The organism is Aeromonas sp. QDB30 (assembly GCF_027707645.1).
Classification (GTDB): Bacteria; Pseudomonadota; Gammaproteobacteria; order Enterobacterales; family Aeromonadaceae; genus Aeromonas; species Aeromonas caviae.
This window is the reverse complement of sequence record NZ_JAPCIY010000013.1, coordinates 24,265-50,047: the sequence shown is the minus strand read 5'-3', so window position 1 is coordinate 50,047 and position 25,783 is coordinate 24,265. Positions and strand designations below refer to the sequence as shown.

At 59.5% G+C, this 25,783-nt stretch carries 21 protein-coding genes, 2 tRNA genes and 1 pseudogene; 18 read left to right on the top strand and 6 right to left on the bottom strand.

Features of this window, described 5'->3' with window-relative positions; all coding sequences use genetic code 11:
• The first annotated feature begins 3 nt into the window (after positions 1-3).
• Positions 4-684, top strand: a complete 681-nt coding sequence (locus PG896_RS06370) for an SDR family oxidoreductase (RefSeq protein ID WP_270835531.1) — start codon at positions 4-6, stop codon at positions 682-684.
• 194 nt (positions 685-878) lie between these two features.
• Here the strand turns inward: PG896_RS06370 and PG896_RS06365 are convergent, their stop codons facing one another.
• The 3 genes from PG896_RS06365 to PG896_RS06355 all read right to left on the bottom strand — a co-directional run bounded on the left by PG896_RS06365 (position 879) and on the right by PG896_RS06355 (position 5,574).
• Positions 879-1,508: a 3'-5' exonuclease gene (locus PG896_RS06365; RefSeq protein ID WP_171865504.1), complete on the bottom strand. Its 630-nt coding sequence runs from the start codon at positions 1,506-1,508 to the stop codon at positions 879-881.
• A 194-nt stretch (positions 1,509-1,702) separates the two neighbouring features.
• The gene (locus PG896_RS06360) at positions 1,703-3,427 is read right to left on the bottom strand and encodes a proline--tRNA ligase (RefSeq protein WP_244813086.1); all 1,725 of its coding nucleotides are present in this window, start codon (positions 3,425-3,427) and stop codon (positions 1,703-1,705) included.
• Between the two features lie 137 nt (positions 3,428-3,564).
• A complete protein-coding gene (locus tag PG896_RS06355) occupies positions 3,565-5,574 on the bottom strand; it encodes a methyl-accepting chemotaxis protein (RefSeq protein WP_270835530.1) in 2,010 nt (669 codons plus the stop codon).
• A gap of 232 nt (positions 5,575-5,806) precedes the next feature.
• On the opposite strand from PG896_RS06355, the gene ruvA reads away from it, so the two are divergent.
• The 15 genes from ruvA (at position 5,807) to PG896_RS06280 (ending at position 17,822) form a co-directional block, all read left to right on the top strand.
• Positions 5,807-6,421, top strand: a complete 615-nt coding sequence (ruvA, locus tag PG896_RS06350; RefSeq protein WP_270835529.1) for a Holliday junction branch migration protein RuvA — start codon at positions 5,807-5,809, stop codon at positions 6,419-6,421.
• Between the two features lie 75 nt (positions 6,422-6,496).
• A complete protein-coding gene (gene ruvB, locus PG896_RS06345; RefSeq protein ID WP_041211014.1) occupies positions 6,497-7,507 on the top strand; it encodes a Holliday junction branch migration DNA helicase RuvB in 1,011 nt (336 codons plus the stop codon).
• 940 nt (positions 7,508-8,447) lie between these two features.
• Positions 8,448-10,004 (top strand): cytochrome ubiquinol oxidase subunit I, encoded by a 1,557-nt coding sequence (locus tag PG896_RS06340; RefSeq protein WP_010672869.1) that lies wholly within the window; start codon positions 8,448-8,450, stop codon positions 10,002-10,004.
• Between the two features lie 12 nt (positions 10,005-10,016).
• A complete protein-coding gene (cydB, locus tag PG896_RS06335) occupies positions 10,017-11,153 on the top strand; it encodes a cytochrome d ubiquinol oxidase subunit II (RefSeq protein WP_010672870.1) in 1,137 nt (378 codons plus the stop codon).
• Positions 11,154-11,167: 14 nt separating this feature from the next.
• Complete coding sequence (cydX, locus tag PG896_RS06330) at positions 11,168-11,284, top strand: cytochrome bd-I oxidase subunit CydX (RefSeq protein WP_005331536.1); 117 nt, start codon at positions 11,168-11,170, stop codon at positions 11,282-11,284.
• Positions 11,271-11,582: a cyd operon YbgE family protein gene (locus tag PG896_RS06325; RefSeq protein WP_103244242.1), complete on the top strand. Its 312-nt coding sequence runs from the start codon at positions 11,271-11,273 to the stop codon at positions 11,580-11,582. Before cydX ends, PG896_RS06325 begins: the two co-directional genes overlap by 14 nt.
• Before the next feature lie 286 nt (positions 11,583-11,868).
• Positions 11,869-12,276: a tol-pal system-associated acyl-CoA thioesterase gene (ybgC, locus tag PG896_RS06320; RefSeq protein ID WP_010672872.1), complete on the top strand. Its 408-nt coding sequence runs from the start codon at positions 11,869-11,871 to the stop codon at positions 12,274-12,276.
• Entirely contained in the window at positions 12,266-12,952 is a 687-nt protein-coding gene (gene tolQ, locus PG896_RS06315; RefSeq protein WP_010672873.1) for a protein TolQ, read from the top strand. Before ybgC ends, tolQ begins: the two co-directional genes overlap by 11 nt.
• Positions 12,952-13,398 carry a protein TolR gene (gene tolR, locus PG896_RS06310; protein WP_069784929.1) on the top strand — a complete coding sequence of 149 codons (447 nt, stop codon included), beginning with the start codon at positions 12,952-12,954 and terminating at the stop codon, positions 13,396-13,398. Before tolQ ends, tolR begins: the two co-directional genes overlap by 1 nt.
• Before the next feature lie 5 nt (positions 13,399-13,403).
• Positions 13,404-14,534, top strand: coding sequence for a cell envelope integrity protein TolA (gene tolA, locus PG896_RS06305; protein WP_010672875.1), 1,131 nt, complete (start codon positions 13,404-13,406; stop codon positions 14,532-14,534).
• Positions 14,535-14,611: 77 nt separating this feature from the next.
• Positions 14,612-15,937, top strand: a complete 1,326-nt coding sequence (tolB, locus tag PG896_RS06300; RefSeq protein ID WP_041211016.1) for a Tol-Pal system beta propeller repeat protein TolB — start codon at positions 14,612-14,614, stop codon at positions 15,935-15,937.
• Positions 15,938-15,985: 48 nt separating this feature from the next.
• On the top strand, positions 15,986-16,510 hold the full coding sequence (pal, locus tag PG896_RS06295) for a peptidoglycan-associated lipoprotein Pal (RefSeq protein ID WP_010672877.1): 525 nt from the start codon (positions 15,986-15,988) through the stop codon (positions 16,508-16,510).
• Between the two features lie 157 nt (positions 16,511-16,667).
• On the top strand, positions 16,668-17,477 hold the full coding sequence (ybgF, locus tag PG896_RS06290; protein ID WP_041211017.1) for a tol-pal system protein YbgF: 810 nt from the start codon (positions 16,668-16,670) through the stop codon (positions 17,475-17,477).
• Between the two features lie 174 nt (positions 17,478-17,651).
• A tRNA-Lys gene (locus PG896_RS06285) sits at positions 17,652-17,727 on the top strand.
• A gap of 19 nt (positions 17,728-17,746) precedes the next feature.
• Positions 17,747-17,822: transfer RNA gene (locus PG896_RS06280), tRNA-Val, on the top strand.
• A gap of 47 nt (positions 17,823-17,869) precedes the next feature.
• Here the strand turns inward: PG896_RS06280 and PG896_RS06275 are convergent.
• Positions 17,870-19,974: pseudogene (locus PG896_RS06275) on the bottom strand (methyl-accepting chemotaxis protein).
• A 142-nt stretch (positions 19,975-20,116) separates the two neighbouring features.
• On the opposite strand from PG896_RS06275, the gene nadA reads away from it, so the two are divergent.
• Positions 20,117-21,190 (top strand): quinolinate synthase NadA, encoded by a 1,074-nt coding sequence (gene nadA / locus PG896_RS06270; RefSeq protein ID WP_161469973.1) that lies wholly within the window; start codon positions 20,117-20,119, stop codon positions 21,188-21,190.
• A 70-nt stretch (positions 21,191-21,260) separates the two neighbouring features.
• Here nadA and PG896_RS06265 read toward each other — a convergent pair whose 3' ends face one another.
• On the bottom strand, positions 21,261-22,121 hold the full coding sequence (locus PG896_RS06265) for a D-hexose-6-phosphate mutarotase (RefSeq protein ID WP_161646924.1): 861 nt from the start codon (positions 22,119-22,121) through the stop codon (positions 21,261-21,263).
• Positions 22,122-22,226: 105 nt separating this feature from the next.
• A complete protein-coding gene (gap, locus tag PG896_RS06260) occupies positions 22,227-23,222 on the bottom strand; it encodes a type I glyceraldehyde-3-phosphate dehydrogenase (RefSeq protein WP_010672882.1) in 996 nt (331 codons plus the stop codon).
• A 346-nt stretch (positions 23,223-23,568) separates the two neighbouring features.
• Here gap and malQ point away from each other — a divergent pair, with 346 nt between their 5' ends.
• Positions 23,569-25,758 (top strand): 4-alpha-glucanotransferase, encoded by a 2,190-nt coding sequence (gene malQ, locus PG896_RS06255; protein WP_161646923.1) that lies wholly within the window; start codon positions 23,569-23,571, stop codon positions 25,756-25,758.
• Positions 25,759-25,783: the final 25 nt, after the last annotated feature.

The window sequence follows — 25,783 nt, the reverse complement described above, 5'->3', positions numbered from 1 at the left end:
ATAATGGGCCACATCATAGTGACAGGTGCCGGTTCTGGTCTCGGCCGGGCGCTGACCATCGGACTGGTTGAGCGGGGCCATCAGGTCTCCATGATGGGGCGCCGTTATCAGCGACTGCAGGAGCAGGAACAACTGCTCGGCAGCGCGGTGATCGGCATCGCTGCCGATCTGGCGCACCATGAAGAGGTCGACGTCGCCTTCGCCGCTGCGGTGGAGTGGGGCGGGCAGCCCGACATGGTGATCCACTGCGCCGGGGTGGGCGAGTTTGGCCCGGTCGGTGTCTACACCGCCGAGCAGATCCGCCGGGTGGTGGAGAGCAATCTCATCTCCACCATTCTGGTGGCCCAGCAGACGGTGCGCCTCATCAGTGACAAGGGCGGGGTGCTGGCGAATGTGCTCTCCTCTGCCGCCCAGACCGGCAAGGCCAACGAGAGCCTCTATTGCGCCTCCAAATGGGGCATGCGCGGCTTTCTCGAATCCTTGCGGGCCGAGCTGAAGAGTGCTCCCCTGCGACTGGTGAACCTCTATCCGAGCGGGATCCGCAGCGAGTTCTGGGAGAATTCGGATCACGTGGATTCGAGTGGCTTCATGACGCCGGAAGACGCGGCAGCCTACATGCTGGATGCGCTGGCCGCGAGAAGCAGCTGCCATGTGACCGATCTCTTTATCGGTCGCAATGCCTGAAGCGCCGTGAACCTGCCCCGTCGCCAGATGACAAGGAAACAAAAAGCGCGCCATTTGGCGCGCTTTTTCATTGATGTGCAGTGCTAAATTATCTGCTTGCCTGCCTCTCTTTACGCCGGGCCATCATGGATTTGAAGGCGGGTAAATTCAGTGCCGACATGGCATGGATGATTGATGATGCATGTCGGCACATATTATTTCCGAGTCGCATATTCCCGCAGGAAGGATGGAATCACCTGTTTTGGCTTCTTGCCAAGGGTCAGCAGCAATTCAAAGTCCGGGTCGATAATGCCATGTCGACACGCCAGCTCTTCCAACAAGGCAAGCCAGAGGTGGGCCGTCACCTCGGCATCCGCCAGGGCACGGTGAAACACCCCGTCATTGGGCAGACTCCGGTATTGCACCAGGGTACCCAGCTTGTGATCCGGGGCATCGGGAAACAGGCGCCTCGATAGCAGCAGGGAACAGGCGAACTGGCCGCGGTATTGCGCCGGCAATCGCTCTATTTCCGCATCCAGAAAGCGCTTGTCGAAGGAGGCGTTGTGGGCGACCAGATTGTCATCACCGATAAAGTCGACGAAATCCGCCATCACCTCGTTACAGGGGGGAGCCTGTTTCAGCATGGCATTGCTGATCCCGGTATATTGCTCGATGAAGCTGCTCACGTTGAAGCCCGGATTCATCAATGCCGAGAAACGCTCACTGATATGGCCATCCTTGATTCTGACGGCACCGACCTCGATGGCTCTATCCCCTTGTCCGGGTGAAAGCCCTGTGGTCTCGAAGTCGAGCACGACAACGGTATTGGCTGAGGCGATGGACATAACTTCTCGGGCAAGCTGGGTAAAGAGCGCCAGTCTAGGAAATCAGCCGTGCCGTGTACAGGGCAATGCAGTTATCTCATTGGTTCACGCTGGAGACGCATTTTTGTGCATCATGGCTGAGAGCCATATAAAAAGCCCCGAGTGCCGTGGCACTCGGGGCTTTCCTATGAAAAGCGAAAGGCGGTGTCGCGTTATCAGCGACCCAGCTTGGCCTTGAGCAGGGCAACGATCTCTTTGATCGCCACTTCCTGCTTCTCGCCGGAGCGGCGGCACTTGTACTCCACCACGCCGTTGTCCAGACCACGGTCACCGATGACGATGGCGTGGGGCACACCGATCAGCTCCATGTCGGCGAACATCACACCCGGGCGCTCCTTGCGGTCGTCAAACAGCACGTCCACACCGGCGGCTTTGAGCTCGGCGTAGAACTGTTGCGCCTGCTCGGCCACGCGCTCGGACTTGTGCATGTTCATCGGCACGATGGCCACTTCGAACGGGGCGATGGCGTCCGGCCAGATGATGCCGTACTGGTCGTTGTTCTGCTCGATGGCGGCAGCCACCAGACGGGAAACCCCGATACCGTAGCAACCCATTTCCATGGTGACGGACTTGCCGCCTTCGTTCAGCACGCTCGCCTTCATCGCTTCGGAGTACTTGGTACCCAGCTGGAAGATGTGGCCCACTTCGATACCGCGCTTGAGCAGCAGCTTGCCCTGGCCGCACGGGCTCGGGTCACCTTCTACCACGTTGCGCAAGTCGGCAACCTCAAAAGAGGTGATGTCGCGATCCCAGTTGGCACCGGTCAGGTGGAAACCGGTCTCGTTGGCGCCGCAAACAAAATCGCTCAGATGGGCGGCGCTGCGATCGACGATGATGCGACCGGCAAAGCCGACCGGGCCGATGGAGCCTGCGTCGCAACCGGCGGCAGCCTTGATCTGCTCGTCATTGGCGAAGGTCAGCGGGTTAGCCACGCCAGAAAGCTTCTCGGCCTTGATTTCGTTCAGCTCGTGGTCGCCACGCAGTACCAGGGCGATGACAGCCTGTTTTCCGTGCTCGTCTTCCTCGGCCAGTACCAGCAGGGTCTTGGCGATGGCGGTCGGCGCCACGTTCAGGAAAGCGGCCACATCAATGATGGTGTGGACGGCCGGGGTGGCCACCTTGGTCAGGGCTTTGGTTGCGGCAGCGCGCTCGCCAGCCGGTGCCAGGGCTTCGGCCATCTCGATGTTGGCGGCGTAATCGGATGTATCGGAGAAGGCGATCAAGTCTTCACCGCTCTCGGCCAGCACCTGGAATTCGTGGGAGCCGGTGCCCCCGATGGAGCCGGTATCGGCCTGCACCGGGCGGAAGTTCAGACCCATGCGAGTGAAGGCGGTGCAGTAGGCCGCATGCATCTTCTCATAGGTATCGACCAGGGAAGCCTTGTCGATGTGGAAGGAGTAGGCATCCTTCATCAGGAATTCGCGGCCACGCATCACGCCGAAACGGGGGCGCACTTCGTCGCGGAACTTGGTCTGGATCTGGTAGAGGTTCAGCGGCAGTTGCTTGTAGCTGTTCACTTCGTAACGGACCAGCGCGGTGATCACCTCTTCGTGGGTCGGACCCAGCACGAAGGGGCGGTTGTGACGGTCGGTCAGGCGGCACAGCTCGGGGCCGTAGTCATCCCAACGGCCGGACTCCTGCCACAGCTCGGCGGGCTGTACCACCGGCATGGACACTTCGACGGCACCCGCATTGTTCATCTCTTCGCGGACGATGTTTTCAATCTTCTTCAGGACCCGCAGGCCGGTCGGCAGCCAGGCGTACATGCCGGAAGCGAGTTTGCGGATCATCCCGGCGCGCAGCATCAGCTGGTGGCTGACAACTTCAGCGTCGGAGGGGGTTTCCTTGAGAGTGGAAAGCAGATATTGGCTGGTACGCATCGCGGTAGACCTTCGCTAGTTCGGGCGGCTTGGCCCTGGAAAATTTCAAGTGCGGAATTTTAACAGGCGAAGCCCCCCGGCCCAAGGGCTAAATTCAGCGGCGCTGGGGGGAGGGCGGGGGCCTTGCCCCGCCCGCACTAGACCCGAAATTGCGACAGCAACTGCTGTTGCTGCTGGCTGGCCTGATGGAGGGAGGAGGCCAGTTGCAGGCACTCCTGGGCTTCCTGTTCGCCCGTCTGGGCCTGCAGGCTGATATCCGAAACCTTGCCCGTGGTGTGTCCCAGGGTGTGGGAGAGCTGGCTGGTCGCCTCTGCCACCTGTTGCACCATGTCGGCGAGCTGATCGATGGCCTCTTCTACCTTGAACAGGATCTGTTTGGTGTTGTCGGAGTCCGCCATACCCGATTCCACAGTTTTCAGGTTGCGTTGCATCATCAGATAAGCCTGCTCTGTCTGCTGCTGGATGCTGTTGATCACATCCGTTATCTCGGCACTGGAGGTGGCGGTGCGATTGGCCAGGGTGCGCACCTCGTCGGCCACCACGGCAAAACCGCGCCCCATCTCGCCCGCCCGGGCGGCTTCGATGGCGGCATTGAGTGCCAGCAGGTTGGTCTGCTCCGAAATATTGCTGATGGTGGAGATGATCTGGCCAATCTGCCCTGCCTGCTCCTTGAGGGCATTGATGGCGGTGGCACATTCACCCACCTCCATGACCACCCGCTGCATGCCGGCGGTGGCGGAGGAGACATACTGGCTGCTTTGCGTGGTGAGCTGGCGTACCTCGTTGGCGTTGTGTGCCGCCAGGTTGCAGTTGTCCGAGATGGTGGTGGCCACCTGCACCATCTGCTCGCTGTCGTGGTGCAGCGCCTGGGCATGCGCAGCGGTCTGGCGGCTGCTCTGGCTGATGGCCTGGACCCGGTTGACCGAGGTGTGCACGTGCAGGTTGATGTGCTGGTTGTTGTCCATGGTGGCGCTGATCATCTTCTGCAGCTTCTCGATGAAGCGATCCACGCTGCCGGCCAGGGAGCCAATCTCGTCGTCGCGTGAGAGGTTGATGCGGGCATTGAGATCTCCCTCCCCGGCGGCGATGTCCTGCATGCGCTTGTCGACCTGGAGTAGCGGACGAACAATGGTGCGTACCAGCCAGAAGCCGCAGCAGGTGACGCTCAGCAGGCTGAGCAGCAAGCCCCCCAGGATGAGTCCTCTGGTGTAGTCGATGATGGCGTTGAGCTGGTGAACCTGATCCTCGACGGTGGCGTCCCCCTGGGCCTCGACCTCGACCAGCGCCAGCCTGAGCTGGTCGGCACTGTGTTCGTAACGGGCCAGCTGGTTCTGATAAGCGCTCAAGGCTGTGGTCCATTCACGGATCAGGCGGGCATTGTCGGCTTGCAGGGCACGATACTGGGTGGAGAGCCTTTGGCCTGCAAACTCCCCGTCACCGGGCACATCGAACTGGCCGGTTGCCAGCATGCCGTCAACCGCGTCCTGATAGAAGCGGGTGGCTTGTGCCAGCTCGGCCTGGATGGCAGGAGTAGGGCCTTCGCTCTGCATCTTCTCCAGCGCATAGAGCTGGCGCAAGAATCCGATGTTGGCCTCCATGCCGCCATCGGCCGCCTGCCAGCGGGTCGCGAGGCCGCCGTTCCAGCTGATGGCCTGATCCGGTGAGCGGGTGAGGCTCTCGACGGCCTCGTCACCGATCACCTCCAGCCTGGTCGAGAGGCGTGACATGCGTTCAGAACTGGCGCGCAGCGCCTCATCGGTGCTTGTGAAGGTGCGATAGAGGGTCAGCAGCTGTGCCTGCTCTTGCTGATAGGTCTGCTCATGCTGCTTCAGTGTGGTAATGGCCGCCCCATCGATGAGCCCTCCTTGCTCCACCCGGCGCAAAGCGTCGCTGGCCGCCGCTTTTGCCCGTTGCAGTTCCGGTGCGTCGAGGGGGATCCCCGAGAGCATTTTCTGGATATAGAGCGACTGGTTGCCGAGTTCGATGGAGCCCTCCATGGCACCATCTGCCGTCTGCCAGGCGGCACCCAGGACGTAGGAGAGCAGATCAGCCAGCCGCTGGCTGCCATACCAGCCGATCGCCCCCATGCCCAGGGTGCAGCCGAGCAGAATGGTGAGTCCGAGGTTGGATGTGGTGACGATTTTCATGATTCAAGCCTTCCATGGTGCCGAACAAGACCATTTCAGTGTTCAATCAATGACGAAGATGTGCCATCCCCGATGGAAAATAAAGTGATAGACAGTGTTCTGAACGAGGGAAATGGCCGGGTATGAAGAGCTGGTCATCCCATGATCTGCATGGACCTATGCTGGATACTTATCCAGTTATTCTTTATGCTATGACCCAATTTGCGAGAGTCTGCGTGGCGAGGAAAAGAACATGATCGGTCGCTTGAGAGGCGTCATCATCGAGAAGCAACCCCCCGAGGTGTTGCTGGAAGTCGGAGGGGTGGGATATGAGGTTCATATGCCCATGAGCTGCTTCTATGATCTGCCCGAACTCGGGAAGGAGGCCGTCATTCACACCCACTTCGTGGTGCGTGAAGATGCCCAGCTACTCTACGGCTTCAACCACAAGCAGGAGCGGGCGCTGTTTCGCGAGCTGATCAAGACCAACGGGGTCGGCCCCAAGCTGGCGCTGGCGATCCTCTCCGGCATGACGGCCACCCAGTTTGTGATGAGCGTTGAGCGCGAGGAGATAAGCTCTCTGGTCACGCTGCCCGGGGTGGGCAAGAAGACCGCCGAGCGGCTGGTGGTGGAGATGAAGGACAGGCTCAAGGGTTGGGTCAGCCACGATCTCTTCTCCCCGGCCGAGATCGCCCTGCCTGCCAAGGAGAGCCCGCTGCGCGCCCCCGATGCGAGCGAGGAGGCGGCCAGCGCCCTGGTGGCGCTCGGCTACAAGCCGCAGCAGGCGAGCCAGATCGTCACCAAGGTGGCGGTCGAGGGGATGTCGGTCGAGGCCATCATCCGCGAATCCCTGCGCAGCCTGGTGTGAGTGTGACCATGAACAGAGCGGATCACCCCCTGCCGCGCGCCGGTGCGAGCGGGGATGCAGCGCGTGAGGTAGCCCATGATTGAAGCGGATCGTCTCATCTCGGCGGGGGCTGCCCGCGAGGACGAGATCATCGATCGGGCCATCCGGCCCAGGAAACTGGCCGATTACACCGGGCAGGATCACGTCTGCGACCAGATGGAGATCTTCATCGAGGCCGCCCGCCAGCGCGGGGAGGCCCTCGATCATCTGCTGATCTTCGGGCCTCCCGGCCTTGGCAAGACCACGCTGGCCAACATCGTCGCCAACGAGATGGGGGTCAACATCAAGACCACCTCGGGCCCCGTGCTGGAGAAGGCCGGCGATCTGGCGGCGCTCCTCACCAACCTGGAACCGAACGATGTGCTCTTCATCGACGAGATCCACCGTCTCAGCCCGGTGGTGGAGGAGGTGCTCTACCCGGCCATGGAGGATTATCAGCTCGACATCATGATAGGGGAGGGGCCGGCGGCCCGCTCCATCAAGCTCGATCTCCCTCCCTTCACCCTGATCGGTGCCACCACCCGGGCCGGCTCCCTCACCAGCCCCCTGCGTGACCGGTTTGGCATCGTGCAGCGCCTCGAGTTTTACAACGTCAAGGACCTGACCGACATCGTCTCTCGCAGCGCCCGCTGCCTCGGGCTCGACATGACGGAAGACGGCGCTCTCGAGGTAGCCCGTCGCTCCCGGGGGACACCGCGCATTGCTAACCGTTTGTTAAGGCGGGTACGAGATTTTGCCCAGGTGAAGTCTGACGGGCGAATTGACGGACCCATTGCGGCCCGTGCTATGGACATGCTGGACGTGGACAATGAAGGTTTCGACTTCATGGATCGCAAGCTATTGTTGGCCGTCATCGACAAGTTTATGGGGGGGCCCGTCGGGCTCGACAACCTGGCCGCCGCCATCGGTGAGGAGAAGGACACCATAGAAGACGTGCTGGAACCTTATCTGATCCAGCAAGGCTATCTGCAACGTACACCCAGAGGGCGGATTGCAACTCAGAGAGCCTACGCACACTTTGGCCTGGAACGACCGGCAGATCAGTAGACGTTGCGATATGAACCAAAAAGCCGCCCTTGAGGCGGCTTTTTGTTTTGCGGGCAAAAAAAAAGCCCACGGCACAGGCGGTGGGCAAAGACAATTCAGGATGGATGTTCACAGACAGTGAGCGCGTCTGCAGACCGGTCGGGAAAAAACAGAGGAGCCGTCGCGAGGCTTCAGAGTCGGTTCATTTGATAGAGTTGAACGAAAGAAAGCTTGTAGTAACGGATGGTCTTGGCAACAAACTTTTTCATCATTAATCCCAACAAACAGGTTCGAAATGTTCATCGAATACGTACCGGGAACCCGGAATGACCGGCCTGTATTCAGAGGTATGCCCTCACTGCGAGGCGCATTGTAGGAGCTCTTTCCGGGTGGGGCAAACAAGAAAATCTATGGGCTTTTGATTAGATAAACTAATGATTTTCGTGGGGGTGCCAATCCGCATAAACATGTGTTTTTACTGGGTTTAAATTGATTTTTGGATGAGCCTGGCCATTTATTGAAATAATCGAGATGTGAGGGCTTTATTTCCGGGGTTGCGTATTTTTTTAACAGAATTGAAACTATTTTAGTGAGTCATAAAATTGATTTAAATCAATTATTTACGACTTATCGTTTTTTGTGATGAAGCTCCCATAATTAATGGGAAAAGCCCTATAAGTTACCTTGAAAAAACATGTATTGAGGGTGGTTTTACATTGATTTTAATCAAATAAAGGTGATATAAAACAGCGATCATTATAGGCGGGAATAGAACCCTGGTTATTGTTTATTAGATGTTAAACATTAGCTTTTTTTGTTCCTGTATATTGCCTTGTTGTTAATGTGGTGGCAGTCGAATCCGGTCAGTCCGCGAGGGGTGACCGACCGTTCGGGGACTTCCAATGGAAGCTTTGTCCTTAAAACTTAAAATAGCCGTGCCAATAATCGGTGAGGAAACATCATGATTGCTGAGCATGTGGTAGACCTATCGCGGTTCCAATTTGCTGCGACGGCCCTTTATCACTTCCTGTTTGTACCCTTGACGCTGGGGATGGCCTTCATCCTGGCGATCATGGAGTCTGTCTATGTGATGACCAACAACACAGTGTACCGGGACATGACCAAGTTCTGGGGCAAGTTGTTCGGTATCAACTTTGCCCTCGGGGTTACCACCGGGCTCACCATGGAGTTTCAGTTCGGTACCAACTGGGCTTACTACTCCCACTATGTCGGCGACATCTTCGGGGCCCCGCTGGCCATCGAAGGCTTGATGGCCTTCTTCCTGGAGTCCACCTTCGTCGGTATGTTCTTCTTCGGTTGGGATCGTCTCAGCAAGCGCCAGCACCTGGCGGCTACCTGGCTGATGGCGCTCGGGACCAACCTCTCCGCACTGTGGATCCTGGTCGCCAACGGCTGGATGCAGAACCCGGTGGGTGCCGAGTTCAACTTCGAATCCATGCGCATGGAGATGGTGAGCTTCGCCGACCTGGTGTTCAACCCGGTTGCCCAGGTCAAGTTCGTCCACACCGTGGCAGCAGGCTATACCACGGGCGCCATGTTCGTGCTCGGGATCTCCTCCTATTACCTGCTGAAGAATCGTGATGTGGCGTTCGCTCGTCGCTCCTTCGCCATCGCGGCCGCGTTCGGCATGGCCTCCATCCTCTCCGTGCTGGTGCTGGGTGACGAGTCCGGCTACGAGACCGGGGAAGTGCAGAAGGTGAAACTGGCAGCCATCGAGGCCGAGTGGAACACGGAGCCGGCTCCGGCATCCTTCACCCTGTTCGGGATCCCGAACCAGGAGGAGATGCGCACCGACTACGCCATCAAGATCCCCTATGCCCTCGGCATCATCGCCACCCGTTCCCTGGACGGTCAGGTGACTGGTCTCAAGGATCTCAAGAGCGAGCATGAGCTGCGCGTGCGCAACGGCATGACCGCCTACGACCTGCTGACCAAGCTGCAATCCGGTGACAAGTCCGACGATACCCGCGCCCGCTTCGACGAAGTGAAGCAGGATCTGGGCTACGGTCTCCTGCTCAAGCGTTACACCCCCAACGTGACCGACGCCACCGACGAGCAGATCAAGGCCGCCGTGGATGACTCCATCCCGCAGGTACTGCCGCTGTTCTTCGCCTTCCGCATCATGGTCGCCTGCGGCATCCTGATGCTGGTGCTGATCGGTCTGGCCTTCTATGACAGCACCCGCCACAAGATCGGCGAGCGCAAGTGGCTGCTCAAGGCGCTGCTGTACGGCATTCCGCTGCCCTGGATCGCCATCGAGGCTGGCTGGTTTGTCGCTGAATATGGTCGTCAACCCTGGACCATCGCCGAGATGCTGCCGACTTATGTCTCTGCATCCAACATTCCTGCGTCCGAGATCTGGTTCTCTCTGATCGGGATCTTCCTGTTCTACACCGTACTGCTGATCATCGAGATGTACCTGATGTTCAAGTATGCGCGCCTGGGCCCAAGCAGCCTGAAGACGGGCAAGTACCACTTCGAACAGAGCAAGGCATAAGGAGAGTGACCCATGTTTGATTACGAACTGTTGCGTCTGGTCTGGTGGGTGCTGGTCGGCGTGCTGCTGATCGGGTTTGCCATCACCGACGGTTTCGATATGGGGGTGGGCGCCCTGCTCCCCTTCGTCGGCAAGAAGGATGTGGAGCGTCGCGTGATGCTCAACACCATGGGGCCGCACTGGGAAGGCAACCAGGTCTGGCTGGTGACCGCCGGTGGCGCCCTGTTCGCCGCCTGGCCCATGGTCTATGCGGCGGCCTTCTCCGGCTTCTACATCGCCATGATCCTGACCCTGATGGCGCTGTTCTTCCGTCCGGTCGGCTTCAAGTACCGCTCCCTGCAGGAAGATGCCAAGTGGCGCTCCAACTGGGACTGGGCTCTGTTTGCCGGTAGCGCCATTCCCCCTGTCATCTTCGGGGTGGCGTTCGGCAACCTGCTGCAGGGCGTACCGTTCAGCTTCAACCAGTTCCTGATGATGACCTATCACGGCAACTTCTTCGGTCTGCTCAATCCGTTCGGCCTGCTGGCCGGTCTGGTGAGCCTCTTCATGATCATCACCCAGGGTGCAACCTGGCTGATGATGAAGACCGAAGGTGAAGTGCTGGCGCGCTCTCGCACCGCCGCCATGATCTTCTCCCTGCTGACCCTGGTGCTGTTTGCCCTGGCCGGTGTCTGGGTGAGCGGCATGGATGGTTATGTGATTGTGGGCTCCGTCGCCACCGACGCCGTCACCAACCCCCTTCACAAGGAAGTGGTGGTGCAGGCCGGTGCCTGGATGCAGAACTACAACCTCTATCCCTGGATGATTGCCGCACCCGTGCTGGGTCTGGTGATGTGTCTGCTGACCGCCGTGGCGGCCAAGCTGGACAAGGGTTGGGTGGCGTTCCTGTTCTCCTCCCTGGCCATCGCCGGCATCATCCTGACCGCGGGCTTCTCCATGTTCCCGTTCGTGATGCCCTCGAGCCTCGAGCCGTCCCAGAGCCTGACCATGTGGGATTCCACCGCCTCCTTCAACACCCTCAAGGTGATGACGGTAGTCGCAGTCGTCTTCGTGCCGACCGTGCTGGCTTACACCATCTGGACCTACATCAAGATGTTCGGCCGGGTGAGTAACAAGCACATCGAAGACAACCAACAATCGCTCTACTAAGAAGGTGCCCTGATATGTGGTATTTCACCTGGATCCTGGGGCTGCTGCTGGCCTGTGCGTTTGGGATTATCAATGCGCTCTGGCTGGAGCACACCGAGAACCTGGATCGTCAGATTGATGAAGACAAGTGACAGGCTCGCCCGGCTGGCCGCTCCTCTGGAGCGCCAGCCATGGCAAGGTCTGATGCTGCTGGCGGCGGCCCTGCTGGCTGTCGCCATCTTGCAGGCGCCCAACCTGGTCGCGGCCAACACCAGTGAGCACGGCCTCTGGCTCGCGCCCTGGCTGATGTGGGCGGTCTGTTGCGGTGTCATGCATGGACTGGGGTTTCACCCGCGCAGCCTGGTGGGTCGCGTGCTGTTCCTCCCCTGGCTCGCCCTGCCCAGCCTGCTCTGCGGGCTCTGGCTGACCAGCAGCTACTACCTGCCATAAATGATGAAGGAGGTCGGCATGAGCCCACCTCCTTCTTTTTTTTTGAGGGGCGTGCCGCCGCCCGGTCAGAGCGACAGAACCTCGCTTGTCACGCCGCTCGCAGCCACTTCTCTTGTCCGCTTTTCTTGTGATGCTGACAGCCCTGTGGTCTTCGGCCTGTCGGCGCTGCTGCACGCCATAAAAAACAGGGGGAGAGGGGATTTCCCTGTCTCCCCCTGCTTCTTTCCTATTCAGCCCTGCGCTATGATAGCCCCCCATCTGACTGTCGAATGGATCACAGATTTTTATGGGGGAAGTCTCTGAGTTTCCGGTGCGTGTCTACTACGAAGACACGGATGCCGGAGGCATCGTCTACAACGCCAATTATCTCAAGTTTATGGAACGGGCCCGCACCGAATTCCTGCGCGCAGGCGGCATCGAACAGGATGTCCTGCTGCAGGCGGGGATCGCGTTTGTGGTGAGTCGCACCGAAATCGACTTCCGCGCGGCTGCCCGCTTCAATGAACTGCTGACCGTAATGACGCAAGTAACTGAAGTGAAACGCGCTTCCATGCGTTTTTCACAGCAGATCCTGGCGGCTGATGGACGGCTGATCACTCAGGCCATGGTACAGATCGCCTGTGTCAGTCATCCGCAAATGAAACCTGTTGCAATACCTGAAAAAATCAAGGGAGTGCTGTTAAGTGCACGCTGAAATTTCGTTTATTGGCCTGTTCTGGCAAGCCAGTCTGTTGGTGAAACTGGTCATGATGACCCTGATGGGCATGTCGGTCGTCTCCTGGGCGCTGATCATCCAGCGCTCCAAGGCCATCAAGGCGGCCAACCTCGCCTCGGAGCAGTTTGAAGACAGATTCTGGTCCGGGGTCGACCTCAATCGTCTCTACCAGGAGTCCTCCTCCCGTCGTGACGACATCGAAGGCATGGAAGACATCTTCTACTCCGGCTTCAAGGAGTATGCTCGCCTGCTCAAGGCCGGTGCCCGCGGTCAGGATGCGGTGATGGACGGTACCTATCGCGCCATGCGCGTTTCCCTGTCCCGTGCAGTGGACGATCTCGAGTCCAACCTGCCGGTCTTGGCGACCATCGGTTCCATCAGCCCCTATATCGGTCTGTTCGGTACCGTCTGGGGGATCATGAACGCCTTTATCGCTCTGGGCCAGGTTCAGCAGGCGACCCTGCAGATGGTGGCACCGGGTATCGCGGAGGCGCTGATCGCCACCGCCATGGGTCTGTTTGCCGCCATCCCGGCCGTTATCTTCTACAACCGCTTCACCAACAAGGTCGAACGGCTGGAAAACGCCTACGCCAACTTCATGGACGAGTTCACCACCATTCTGAACCGCCAAATCGCACAGCAGGGTGAGAAGTAATGCAAACCTATCAGCGGCTCAAACGCAAGAAGGTCGCCGAGATCAACGTGGTGCCCTATATCGACGTCATGCTGGTGCTGCTCATCATCTTCATGGCGGTCACGCCCGTGATCACGCAGGGGGTCAAGGTCGACCTGCCCCAGGCGGAGTCCGAGCAGTTGCCGGAAGACGCCAAGCCGCCTTTCATCGTCAGCGTCAATACCGAGGGTGAGTACGTCATCAAGGCCGGCGAGGCGGATGACGAACCCGTACCGAGCGGCACACCAGAGGCGATGCAGCAGTACATCACCGAGAAGGCCATGGGCTATCTGGCCATCAACCAGAACGCGCCCGTGGTGGTCGCCGGTGACAAGTCCGTGCGCTACGAGGAGGTGATCCTGCTGATGGTGGCCCTCAAGAAAGCCGGTGTGCCTCAGGTTGGTCTGATGACGGATCCGGTGAACTGACGGAGATGGATGTGAAGCGTGGTATTTCCGGTTATCTCGTCGCGTCGCTGCTGCTGCATCTGATCATCGGCATCATCCTGCTGGTCGGTGTCGACTTCAGCAAACCCAAGCGCCCCGAGTCCAAGGGACAGATCGTCAATGCGGTCATGATGGACAGCGAAATGCTGGAGCAGCAGATGCAGCAGGTCCAGCAGCAGAAGCAGGCCCAGCCCAAGGCTGCACAGCAGCAGAAGGACAAGGAAGACGCTGAGCGCGTCAAACGCGAGCTGGCACAGGAGCAGGAGCGTCTGCGTATCGCCGAGACCAAGCGCAAGCAGGCCGAAGAGGCGACCCGCAAGGCCGAAGCCGACAAGCAGAAGAAAGAGGCTGAACAGAAGCAGGCCGAAGAGAAGGCCCAGAAAGCCGAGGAAGCCCGCAAGCTGGAAGAGCAGAAGACCAAGAAGGCCGAAGCCGAACGCAAGGCGGCGGAAGAGGCCAAGGCGCTGGCGCTCAAGAAGAAAAAAGAAGAGCTGGAGAAGAAGCAGGCTGAAGAGAAGGCCAAGGCGGAAGAGGCCAAGGCCAAGAAAGCGGAAGCCGAGAAGAAGGCCAAGGCCGAAGCCGAGAAAAAGGCGAAGGCGGAAGCCGAGAAGAAAGCCAAGGCCGAGGCCGAGAAGAAGGCGAAGGAAGAGGCTGACAAGAAGGCAAAAGCTGACGCAGAGAAGAAGGCGAAGGCCGAGGCCGACAGAAAGGCCAAGATTGAGGCGGAGCGCAAGCGCAAGGCGGCCGAAGAGGCCAAGTTGCAAAAAGAGATGGAAGCCATGATGGAGCAGCAGCTGGCCGCCGAGGCCAATGCGCGCAGTCAGGCAGCATCGGCAGCCGCCAAGGGCGAAGTCGACAAGTATGCCGCCCTCATCAAGGCCACGGTCGAGCGCTACATGATTTTGGATCCCACCATGCGGGGCAAAACATGTACTATCGGTGTCAAGTTGGCCAGTAGCGGCTTCGTCATCTCGGTGGACAACGGTCAGGGTGATCCGGCGGTCTGCCGCTCCGGCAAGGCGGCGGTGCTGAAGGCCAACCAGTTGCCGGTGCCGAAGGATCCGGCGGCATTCGAATTGATGAAGGATCTACGCCTTCAGCTAGCGCCAACGATTTAAGAGAGTGTTTCTGCTTTGATTGGCAAGGGTTGTTGATCAGAGAACTGAGTCTCAAATTGGAACTGAGAGTTTAAGCCATGATAAGAAAAGTGTTTTTTGCTTTGGTTGGCTGTTTGTTGCTGGGCCAGAGTGCTCAGGCGGCCTTGGATATCGTCATCACCGGCGGTATCGACAGTGCACGTCCCATCGCCATCGCTCCCTTCAAGTGGGAGGGCAATGGCCAGTTGCCGCAGGATATCGCAGAAGTGGTCTCCAACGACCTGATGCGCAGCGGCAAGTTCAAGCCGCTGGCCCGTGGCCAGATGCCGCAGACGCCGAGCTCCAGCGGCGAGATCAACTTCGCACCCTGGGCTTCCCAGGGAGTCGAAGCCGTGGTGGTCGGCTCCATCGCCGCCGTGGGTGATGGCACCTACAAGATCAACTTCGAGCTGGTCGACGTCCTGAAAGGCCAGCTGGCCAAGACCCAGGGCGGTGAGGCGAACGGTTACATCCTGGACAGCCGCATGGCGACCATCCCGGGTGCGCAGATGCGCCAGTTTGCCCACCGCATCTCCGACATCGTCTACGAGCGTCTGACCGGTGAGCGTGGTGCCTTCCTGACTCGTCTGGCCTATGTCTCCGTGCAGCAGGGCACCCAGTTCCCGTATCAGCTGCGGATCTCCGACTACGACGGCTACAACGAGAAGACTCTGCTGCGCTCCCGTGAACCCCTGATGTCCCCGGCCTGGTCGCCGGATGGCAGCAAGCTGGCTTACGTGAGCTTCGAGAACCAGAAGTCCGAGATCTATGTGCAGGACATCTACACCCAGCAGCGCAGTCTGATCACCAGCTTCCGTGGCATCAACGGTGCGCCGGAGTGGTCTCCGGATGGTCGTCGTTTGGCTATTGTTCTGTCCAAAGATGGGCAGCCTGACATCTATGTCGTTGATGTTGCTAGCAAGCAACTCACTCGAGTCACAAATAACCGCACCATCGACACCGAACCCTCCTGGATGCCGGACGGTCAAACTTTGCTGTTCACCTCTGAACGTGGTGGCAAACCCCAGATTTATAGCGTAAATTTGGCGACTGGCATGACTCGCCGGATGACCTGGGAAGGGGATTCCAACCAGGGGGCATCCATCACACCGGACGGCAAGTCCATGGTGATGGTGACCCGGGTTCAGGGACAATATCGCATCGCTCGCCAGGATATGGAAAATGGAGCCATGCTGGTACTGACCCAGAGTGCTCTGGATGAATCGCCAAGTGTGGCTCCCAATGGCAGCATGATCATTTATGCCACCATCTATCAGGGTCGTAAGAGTCTTGCATTGGTGTCGACCGACGGTCGCTTCAAGGCAGTGCTTCCGACCAGTAGCGGTGAAATTCGTGCACCAGCTTGGTCGCCCTTCTTGAATTGATAAAAATCGATTGTTTTTTGTTTTGTTATAAAGGTTTAAGGAAATAGCATGCAACTCAATAAACTGCTCAAGGGTCTGGCCATCGCACTGCCACTGTTCACCCTGGCTGCCTGTAGCTCCTCTTCCGACTCCGACGCCGCTGGCGCCGAGTCCGGCATGACCGACGGCATGGGCGGTGTACAAACCGGCGGCGCCAACGGCATGTTGTCCCCGGAAGAGCAGATGCGTCAGAAGTTCGAAGCGCTGCAACGCGACAACGTGATCTACTTCCCGTACGATGGTTACGACATTCAGGGTCAGTACGCCGACCTGCTGGATGCCCACGCCAGCTACCTGCGTGAACGTCCGAGCGTCAAGGTACTGATCGAAGGCCACGCCGACGAGCGCGGTACGCCGGAATACAACATCGCGCTGGGTGAGCGTCGTGCCAAGGCTGTTGCCAAGTATCTGCAAACCCTGGGTGTGCAGGCCGAGCAGCTCTCCATCGTCAGCTATGGCGAAGAGAAGCCGCTGGATCTGTCCCACACCGAGGAAGCCTTTGCCAAGAACCGCCGTGCGGTCCTGGTTTACTAAGGTTTGAGTCGAACGAAGTTCGTTTATATGCAAGCGGCCATTTCGATGGCCGTTTTATTTGCACTAAACGTCAAGGTTTGATCCGAATGAAATCTGTATCAGCGAGCGACTATGCGCTGGCCGTTTTATTTGCACTAAACGCTAAGGTTTGATCCGAATGAAATCTGTGTACAAGCAAGCTGGTGTTGCGCTGGCCGTGTTGGTTGCTTTGAATGCGCAAGCGGCAGCACCCGTGAGCGATCTGAGCGGGGATTCTGGCAGCAGCGGCGTAGTGCTGAGCGGCAACAATGGTGCCATCGTACCGACCGGCAGCCTGGAAGACCGGGTTGCTCTGCTGGAGCGTACCCTCAACGCCCGTCTGCGTCTGCAGGCCGAACTGCAGCAACAGGTCGACTCCCTGCAAGGGGAGGTCTCCGAGCTGCGTGGTCAGCTGGAACAGCAGACCTACCAGATGGAGCAGTCCCAGGAGCGCCAGCGCCAACTCTACCAAGAGCTCGACAAGGTGGCCAACAGCCAGCCTGCCGCCGCGCCCGCAACACCTGCTGCAGGTGCTGCAACGCCTCCTGCCGCGGCTGCCAACTACTCCACCAACCAGGATGAGAACCAGGCCTACGACGCAGCCGTGAACATGGTGCTCAAGGAGAAGAACTACGACAAGGCCATTCCTGCCTTCGAAGGGTTCATCAAGCAGTTCCCGAACTCCAGCTATGTTCCCAATGCCCACTACTGGCTCGGCCAGCTGATGTTCAACAAGGGTGACAGGGCGGGGGCCGCGAGCCAGTTTTCCACGGTGGCGAACAAATACAGCAAGTCACCCAAGCGGGCCGATGCCCTGCTGAAACTCGGCATGCTCGCCCAGCTTGACGGCAAGAAAGCAGAGGCCAAGGCCTTCTATGAGCAGGTGATCAAGGGTTACCCCAACACCTCGCCGGCCCAGCTGGCCAAACAGAGTCTGGCCAAGCTGTGACATTGCTGCATGTCACTGTTTTCGTAACACTCTTGTAAATACCGCCGTGCTTTGTATGCGCAGTGAACAATCAGATTTAATTTAAGATTTTTCTATTGCGCCAGGATGATAAATCCGTAATATAGGCCGCCGTCAGAGCCGGAGCAGTAATGCAGTCGGCACTGGTCGTGGTGAGGGTCGTTAGCTCAGTCGGTAGAGCAGTTGACTTTTAATCAATTGGTCGCTGGTTCGAATCCAGCACGACCCACCATCATTTCAGTCTTATCCCAGGTCGTTTAGCTCAGCTGGGAGAGCACCTCCCTTACAAGGAGGGGGTCACTGGTTCGAGCCCAGTAACGACCACCATATTGAAAAGCCCGCAGCGATGCGGGCTTTTTCGTTTCCGTCTCCCATCAGGTTCGCAGTCGATCCAGCTCGCTTGCCAGGGTGGTGGCCGCCTGTTCCAGCGCCTCGCTCAGGCGCTGGCTGGCATTGGCCTCTTGTCCCAGGGTGGTGGCGGCGTCACCGATGCGCATCAGGTTCTGGTTGATGGTGTCGCTCACGGCACTCTGCTGCTCGGCGGCGGTCGCCACCTGGCTGATGTGATCATGGATCTGCTGGATCTGGGTGACCACCTGATTGAGTGCCTCGAAGGCCTGCTCCGTGCCTTCAACCGTGCTCACCGAGCGGGCGATCCCCGTGCTCATCAACTGCTGGCTGCTGGTGACCTCTCGCTTTGCAGGCTGCCGATAAGCTGGCCTATCTCGTCGGTGGATGAGCGGGTCTTGTTGGCCAGCGCCCTCACCTCGTCCGCCACGACGGCAAAACCCCTGCCCATGTCGCCGGCCCGCGCCGCCTCGATGGCTGCGTTGAGGGCCAGCAGGTTGGTCTGTTCGGCAATGGCCCGGATCACATCGAGAATGTGGCTGATATTGGTGCTGCGCTGGGCGACCTGGGCGACCGCCTTGTCGGCCTGATGCATGTCCTCGACCAGGGTATGGATCTCGCTGCGGGCCCTGCTCAATGTCTGCTGGGCCGTGCTGACATGGTGGGTCGCCGCTTCCGACTCCTGCGCCGCCTGTTCCGCATAGCCCGCCACGCTGACTGCCGTGGTGCTCATCTCGTGCATGGCGCTGACCACGCTCTCCAGCTCCAGGCTCTGATCATCCAGGCTGCTGCGCATGGCATCGGCCGTCTGCTTCATGCCCCTGGCCTGCTGATGCACCTGTTGCCCAATCTGCTTGCTGCCCTGCACCATGGCCCTCAGCTTGCCGAGGAAGGCATTGAGATGCCTGCCCAGCTCGATGAGCTCCTGGTGGGTGTCGATACGCATCTGCTGGGTCAGGTCGCCCTCATTGCTTGCGAGGTGGGAGACATGGCGGCTGATGAGGGAGAGGGGCGCCGTGATGGTCTGGATGAACCAGACAAGCAGGCCCAGGGCCACCAGGGTGATGACAACGATGGCAACCAGCTGCTGCTGGGTAGCCTGCAACAGGCTGCCGAGCTGCTGGCTGATGGTGTTGGCCTGGCTGAGGGCGAGGGCCTTGGGCACCTTGATCATCAGCCACCACTGGTTGTCGGCAGCCTCGATCCGTATGGGCTGCTGCAAGATGAAATCGCTGTCGGTATCGGCGGGGTGTCCATTCGGGGCAACCAGTCCGGCCTCTGTCAGGGGGCGCCCCAGTTTGTCCGAATGGCGGTTGCTGCCGACGATGAAGCCCGTCTTGCTGACCAGGGTGACCTCGGCCTGGTTGTCATAGAGGCTCTTGCCAAGGTGCTCGGCCAGTTGCTGGAAGATGGGCAGGTTCATGTCGACCCCGGTGATCCCGGCAAACTTGCCATCCTTGAGGACGGGCACCGTCAGGCTGGTCATCAGCATCTTCTGACCAGGGCTTATCTCGTAGAGGTAGGGTTCCATCAGGCAGGGGCGACGTGTCTCGCGACCGCAGAGATACCACTCGCTGTTGCGAATGCCGAATTCATTGCGCGAGGTGTCGAACTTGGCATCACTGGTGGCGGCATCTATGGTCTGCTGCGCGATGTTTCCGTTCTGTTCCCGGGTGAAATAGACCTCCAGGCTGCCCTTGCCGGCAACCGAATGGCTGGCGCCCGTCTGCCAGTCGGCGTCCTGTCCGTCGTAACCGTTGGGTTCGAACTGGGCATAGATGGAGCTGATCCCGTTTGCCTGGTGCAGGCGGCTGCCAAGCAGGAGCTCCACTTGCGGGCGACTCAGCCGCTGGTCCGGCTGGGCCATGCTTCCTTCAAGCTGCGCCGCCATGCCGAGCGGTATCTGATAGGCCTGCTGCAACTGGTCTTCGATCTGCACGGCATACCGCTCTGCCTGGAATTGCAGAGAACGGGAAACCTCCTGCTCCAGGGCGCCACGGGTCTGCGCCATGATGTCATCGCGCAGGCCGTTCAGCGAGGAGGACTGTATCCATGTCATGGCGACGCCACTGGCGAGAAGAAGTCCCAGCGTGAGCAACAACAACTTGGTCTTGAGCGAACGTTGTTTCATTCGACAACTCCTTTTGGCAAGAATGACAACGATATGGTCGGAGCGGGTCCTGACAGTTGTACTGTACTGGATTTGTTGATGGGTTTGTGCACGGCTTCTGGTTATAATTTTGGCCTTCCCGAGCGTTGATGGAACAGTCGCAATGAGCAATGCACTGAGCAGTATTCCGCCGGTAGTCGAGATGGACTACCCCTTCCCGGCCAAACCACAGCCCCTGACTCCCGAGCAGAAGGCGACCCTGATCGCCGAGATCAAGGTGCTGCTGCAGGCGCGCCAGGCCGTGCTGGTTGCCCATTACTACACGGATCCCGAGATCCAGGCCTTGGCAGAAGCCACCGGTGGCTTCGTGGGTGACTCCCTGGAGATGGCCCGCTTCGGTCGCGACCATGTGGCCCAGACCCTGATCGTGGCCGGTGTGCGCTTTATGGGAGAGACCTCCAAGATCCTGAGCCCCCACAAGCGGGTGCTGATGCCGACGCTGGAGGCCGAGTGCTCGCTTGATCTGGGTTGTCCCATCGACCAGTTCTCCGCCTTCTGCGATGCCCACCCCGATCACATCGTGGTGGTCTATGCCAATACCTCGGCAGCGGTGAAAGCACGGGCCGACTGGGTGGTCACCTCCAGCATTGCGCTGGAGATCGTCGAACATCTGGACAGTCAGGGTCACAAGATCATCTGGGGCCCGGACCGCCACCTCGGCGCCTATATCGAGAAGAAGACAGGGGCCGAGATGCTGCGCTGGCAGGGTCACTGCATCGTGCACGACGAGTTCAAGGCCAAGGCGCTGCGCGAGCTCAAGGCCCAGAACCCGGATGCCGCCGTGCTGGTGCACCCGGAGTCCCCGGCCTCCGTCATCGAGCTGGCGGATGCGGTGGGTTCCACCAGCCAGCTCATCAAGGCCGCCAAAGAGCTGCCCCAGCAGAAACTGATCGTGGCGACCGATCGCGGCATCTTCTACAAGATGCAGCAGGCCTGCCCGGAGAAAGAGATGGTGGAGGCGCCCACCGGTGGTGATGGTGCCACCTGCCGCAGCTGCGCCCACTGCCCCTGGATGGCGATGAACGGCCTGGTGGCCATCAAGGAGGCCCTGACCGACGGTGCCGAGCGTCACGAGATCCATGTGGATGAGGCACTGCGTCTCAAAGCGCTTGTCCCGCTCGACCGCATGCTGGATTTCGCCGCCGAGCTCAAGCTCAAGACCCAGGGCAACGCCTGACTGACGCTGATGGCAAGATGCAAAGAGGGCTCCCGCGGGAGCCCTCTTTATTTATCCGTCATCTGTATCGTCAGATGATGACGGTGGAGAAGCTGTGCTCCTCGTCGGGCGCGACGGTGATCCCGTCCTCGGCGGTGATGGCCGCCTCGACACAGAGCATGGTGCGATAACCGTCGTCACTCATGTCGGCCATGGCGCAGGCCCCTTCCTGCCAGGGGGTCCAGACCACCACGCTGTCGTGGTTGCCGTTGACCACCCGGGTGGTGCGCTCACCATCCTGCACGCTGACCATGGCATCGGGCTGGCGGTAGATGCGATCCATGGCTGCGGTGACGGTCAGCGCGCCCTGTTGCAGTTCGTTTCGGCCGGTCAGCTTGTCCAGATAGGGTTCGCCGAGGCCGGTCACGGTCACCGCTTCCGGCGCACTGATCTGCAGGTAGGTGTGCAGGGCGGCATTGTAGGTGAGCGCTGACTTGCCGGTGTTGCGGGTGGTCAGCACCAGGGAAAGCTCCTTGCCGACCAGTACGTCCAGCTCCAGCTCGAAGGCATGGGGCCAGAGTGTCCTGCTGGCATCGTTGTCACGCAGGGAGAGGTGGACGAGTGTGCCATCCCCGTGATCGGAGACCCCATCCAGCGTCCACAGGCAGTTGCGTGCGAAGCCATGAGCCGGCTTGCCGCTGCCAACGCGAGCGGGGGAGGGGCCGAACCAGGGCCAGCAGAGGGGAATGCCGCCGCGAATGGGCTTGCTGCCATCCAGTATCGCCTTGTCGCTGAGCCAGAGAGAGGCCGGCTCACCATGGCGTTGGTAACGCAGCACATGGGCGCCAAACAGGCTTATCTCGGCCCTGGCGTGCTCATTGTCTATGGTCAGCAGGGGCAGGCCATCCTGGCTCAGGGTGCAGTGGGCAGTCAGCGTACGTGTCGGTGTCATAAAGGCTCCAGTGCTCGGGGACATTCAGAAAGGGTCCGTGATTCAGAATACAAAAAGGCGGCCATTGGCCGCCTTTTTTCAAGCTACGCGATTGCGCATCCCAAATTACTTGGAGATGTGAGCGATCAGGTCCAGAACCTTGCTGGAGTAGCCCATTTCGTTGTCGTACCAGGAGACGACTTTCACGAAGGTCTTGTTCAGCTGGATACCAGCCTTGGCATCGAACACGGAAGTCTGACGCTCGCCCAGGAAGTCGGTGGAAACCACTTCGTCTTCGGTGTAGCCCAGCACGCCCTTCATGGCGCCTTCGGAGGCAGCCTTCATGGCCTGGCAGATTTCAGCGTAGGACGCTTCTTTCTTCAGGTTGACGGTCAGGTCAACAACGGACACGTCCGGAGTCGGCACGCGGAAGGCCATGCCGGTCAGCTTGCCATTCAGTTCCGGGATGACCACGCCAACAGCCTTGGCAGCACCGGTAGAGGACGGGATGATGTTCTGAGCCGCACCGCGGCCACCGCGCCAGTCTTTGGCAGACGGACCATCAACGGTCTTCTGGGTAGCAGTGGTAGCGTGAACGGTGGTCATCAGGCCGGATTCGATACCGAAGGTATCGTTCAGAACCTTGGCGATGGGGGCCAGGCAGTTGGTGGTGCAGGAAGCGTTGGAAACGATGTCCTGGCCAGCGTAGGAATCCTGGTTGACGCCCATGACGAACATCGGGGTGGCGTCTTTGGACGGACCGGTCAGTACGACTTTCTTGGCACCGGCAGCGATGTGCTTGCGAGCGGTTTCGTCGGTCAGGAACAGACCGGTTGCTTCGGCAACAACGTCAACACCGATTTCGCCCCATTTCAGGTTGGCCGGGTCACGTTCAGCGGTAACACGTACGGTTTTGCCGTTGACGATCAGGTTGCCGTCTTTGACTTCAACAGTGCCCTTGAAGCGACCGTGAGTGGAGTCGTACTTCAGCATGTAAGCCATGTAGTCAACGTCGATCAGGTCGTTGATACCAACCACTTCGATGTCAGCACGCTCAGCGGCCAGACGGAAAACGAAACGACCGATACGGCCAAAACCGTTAATACCTACTTTGATAGTCATAATTGGTTACCTAACTGTTCAGTAGTCAAAGAAAATTCCGTTTGTAAATTTACTAGAACTCCCTCGCGAGTCAACCAACAATCTGCTCGAAATTGCGCTATATCATGAAAAACTGTGAAATTTATTTTCGGTTTATGTAACTGGCTACCAACTTTTGTTGAATGCATCATCAGCAAAGTCGGTGGCAGAGAACAACAATAGTGCCTGCCCGGTCACACATCCAGCCGGGGAGATATGTAAAAATGTGCGCGGTTTAGCATGGCCAAAGAGCCACTGTTCAAGTACCAACCATAAAAATTAATCACAAAATAGCGTAGACAGAATCCACAGCGGGAATTCTCAAACTATGACCACCCTGATTGAACAGCTGGCTGCCGCCAAAGGCATTGCCAGTGAGTATGTTGATGCCTGGGGCCAGCCGGCCCTGGTATCGGAAGAGAGCAAGGCCGCCATGCTGGGCGCCATGGGCTACCGCGTCGACGACGAGGCCGCCCTGTCCGAACAGCTTGAGCAGGAGCACCGCCAGCACTGGCTGCGCGCGCTGGATCCCGTGATGGTGGTACGCAGCGGCGACGCCGTTACTCTTGAGGTTCGCCTCCCCATCGAATTCGTCAACGATGCCCTCACCTGGCAGCTCCAGCAGGAGCAGGGTGCAGTGCTGTCCGGTCAACTCACTCCCATCGAGGGTGAGCTGGTCGGGGTGGCCGAGTTCGAGGAGATGGAGTGTCAGGCCTATCGCGTCACCCTGGATGTGCAGCCTGCGCTGGGTTATCACCAGCTCATCCTGCTGGAAGAGGGCAATGACGAGCCGCTGGCCACCATGCGTCTCATCGTCGCCCCCAAGTCCTGCTACAAGCAGGCGCCCATCGCCAATGGTCGCAAGGTGTGGGGCCCGAGCGTCCAGCTCTACTGCCTGCGCAGCCGCCACAACTGGGGCATCGGCGATTTCAGCGATCTCGGCCAGCTGGTTGAGAACGCAGCCGCCTGGGGAGCCCACTTCGTCGGTCTCAACCCCATTCATGCCCTCTATCCGGCCAACCCGGAGAGTGCCAGCCCCTACAGCCCCTCTTCCCGTCGCTGGCTCAACGTCGCCTATATCGATGTGGAAGCGGTGCCCGAATTCCAGGGCAACGATCGCCTGAAAGCGGAAGTGGCGAGCCCGGCCTTCCAGCAGCACCTCACCTCCCTGCGGGTCAAGGACAATGTGGATTACACCGGCGTCATCCAGACCAAGATCGGGATGCTGCGCCAGGTGTTCGACCAGGCCAGCTTCAGCGCCGAGCGTCAGGCTGCGTTCGATGCCTTCGTGGCTGCCGGCGGTGACAGCCTGCAACAGCAGGCAGCGTTTGACGCCCTGCAGGCCCACTTCTATGCCAAGGGCGAGAATGCCTGGGGCTGGCCGGTCTGGCCCGAGGCGCTGCGCGATTACCACAACCCCGAAGTGGCGGCCTGGATGGCCGAGCACCAGCAGGATGTGGCCTTCTATCTCTATCTGCAGTTCCTGGCTGACGAGCAGCTGGCCCGGGCCGATGCCCGCGCCAAGGCCGCCGGCATGGTGATGGGGATCTACCGGGATCTGGCGGTCGGCGTCTCTGAAGGTTCCACCGAGATCTGGGCAAACCGGGATCTCTACTGCCCGAAAGCCTCGGTCGGTGCACCGCCCGACATTCTTGGCCCCCTCGGCCAGAACTGGGGCCTGCCCCCCATGAACCCGAACCAGCTGTTCGAGGCCGCCTACCAGCCCATGGTGGATCTGTTCCGTGCCAACATGCGCTCCTGCGGCGCCCTGCGCATCGACCACGTGATGGCCTTGCTGCGCCTGTGGTGGGTGCCGCCCGGAGAGTCCGCCGCCAAGGGGGCCTACATCTATTACCCGGTGAACGATCTGCTGGGGATCCTGGCCCTCGAGTCTCATCGCAACCAGTGCTTGCTGATCGGCGAGGATCTCGGTACCGTGCCGGAGGGGATCGACGTGACCCTGAAAGAGAACGGCGTCCACTCCTACAAGGTGTTCTTCTTCGAGCGCTCCAAGGACGATGGCGGCTTCATCTCCCCGGCGCACTACGCCGAGCAGGCGATGTCCGCCCTGACCACCCACGACATGCCGACCCTCAAGGGCTTCTGGCACTGCGACGATCTGGCGCTGGGACGCGAACTGGGCCTGTACCCGGATGAAGACGTACTCAAGACCCTGTATGCTGATCGCCACCAGGCCAAGCAGCGGATCCTTGACAGCCTGCATGCTCATGGGGTCATCTCTGGCAATATCAGTCACGACGTGAACTGGGTCGGCATGAATACCGAGCTCAACCACGGTCTGCAACTGCACATGTCCCGCGGCAGCTGTGCCCTGTTCAGCACCCAGCTCGAAGACTGGCTGGAGATGGACAAGCCGGTCAACGTGCCGGGTACCAGCTACGAGTACCCCAACTGGCGTCGCAAGCTCTCCCGGGATCTGGAGGATATCTTCGCCGACGAGGCGCTCAAGAATCTGGCGGGCAAGATGAGCCGGGCCCGTGACGAGGCCAGCCGTTGAGCCTTGAACGCCAACATGTGACTCA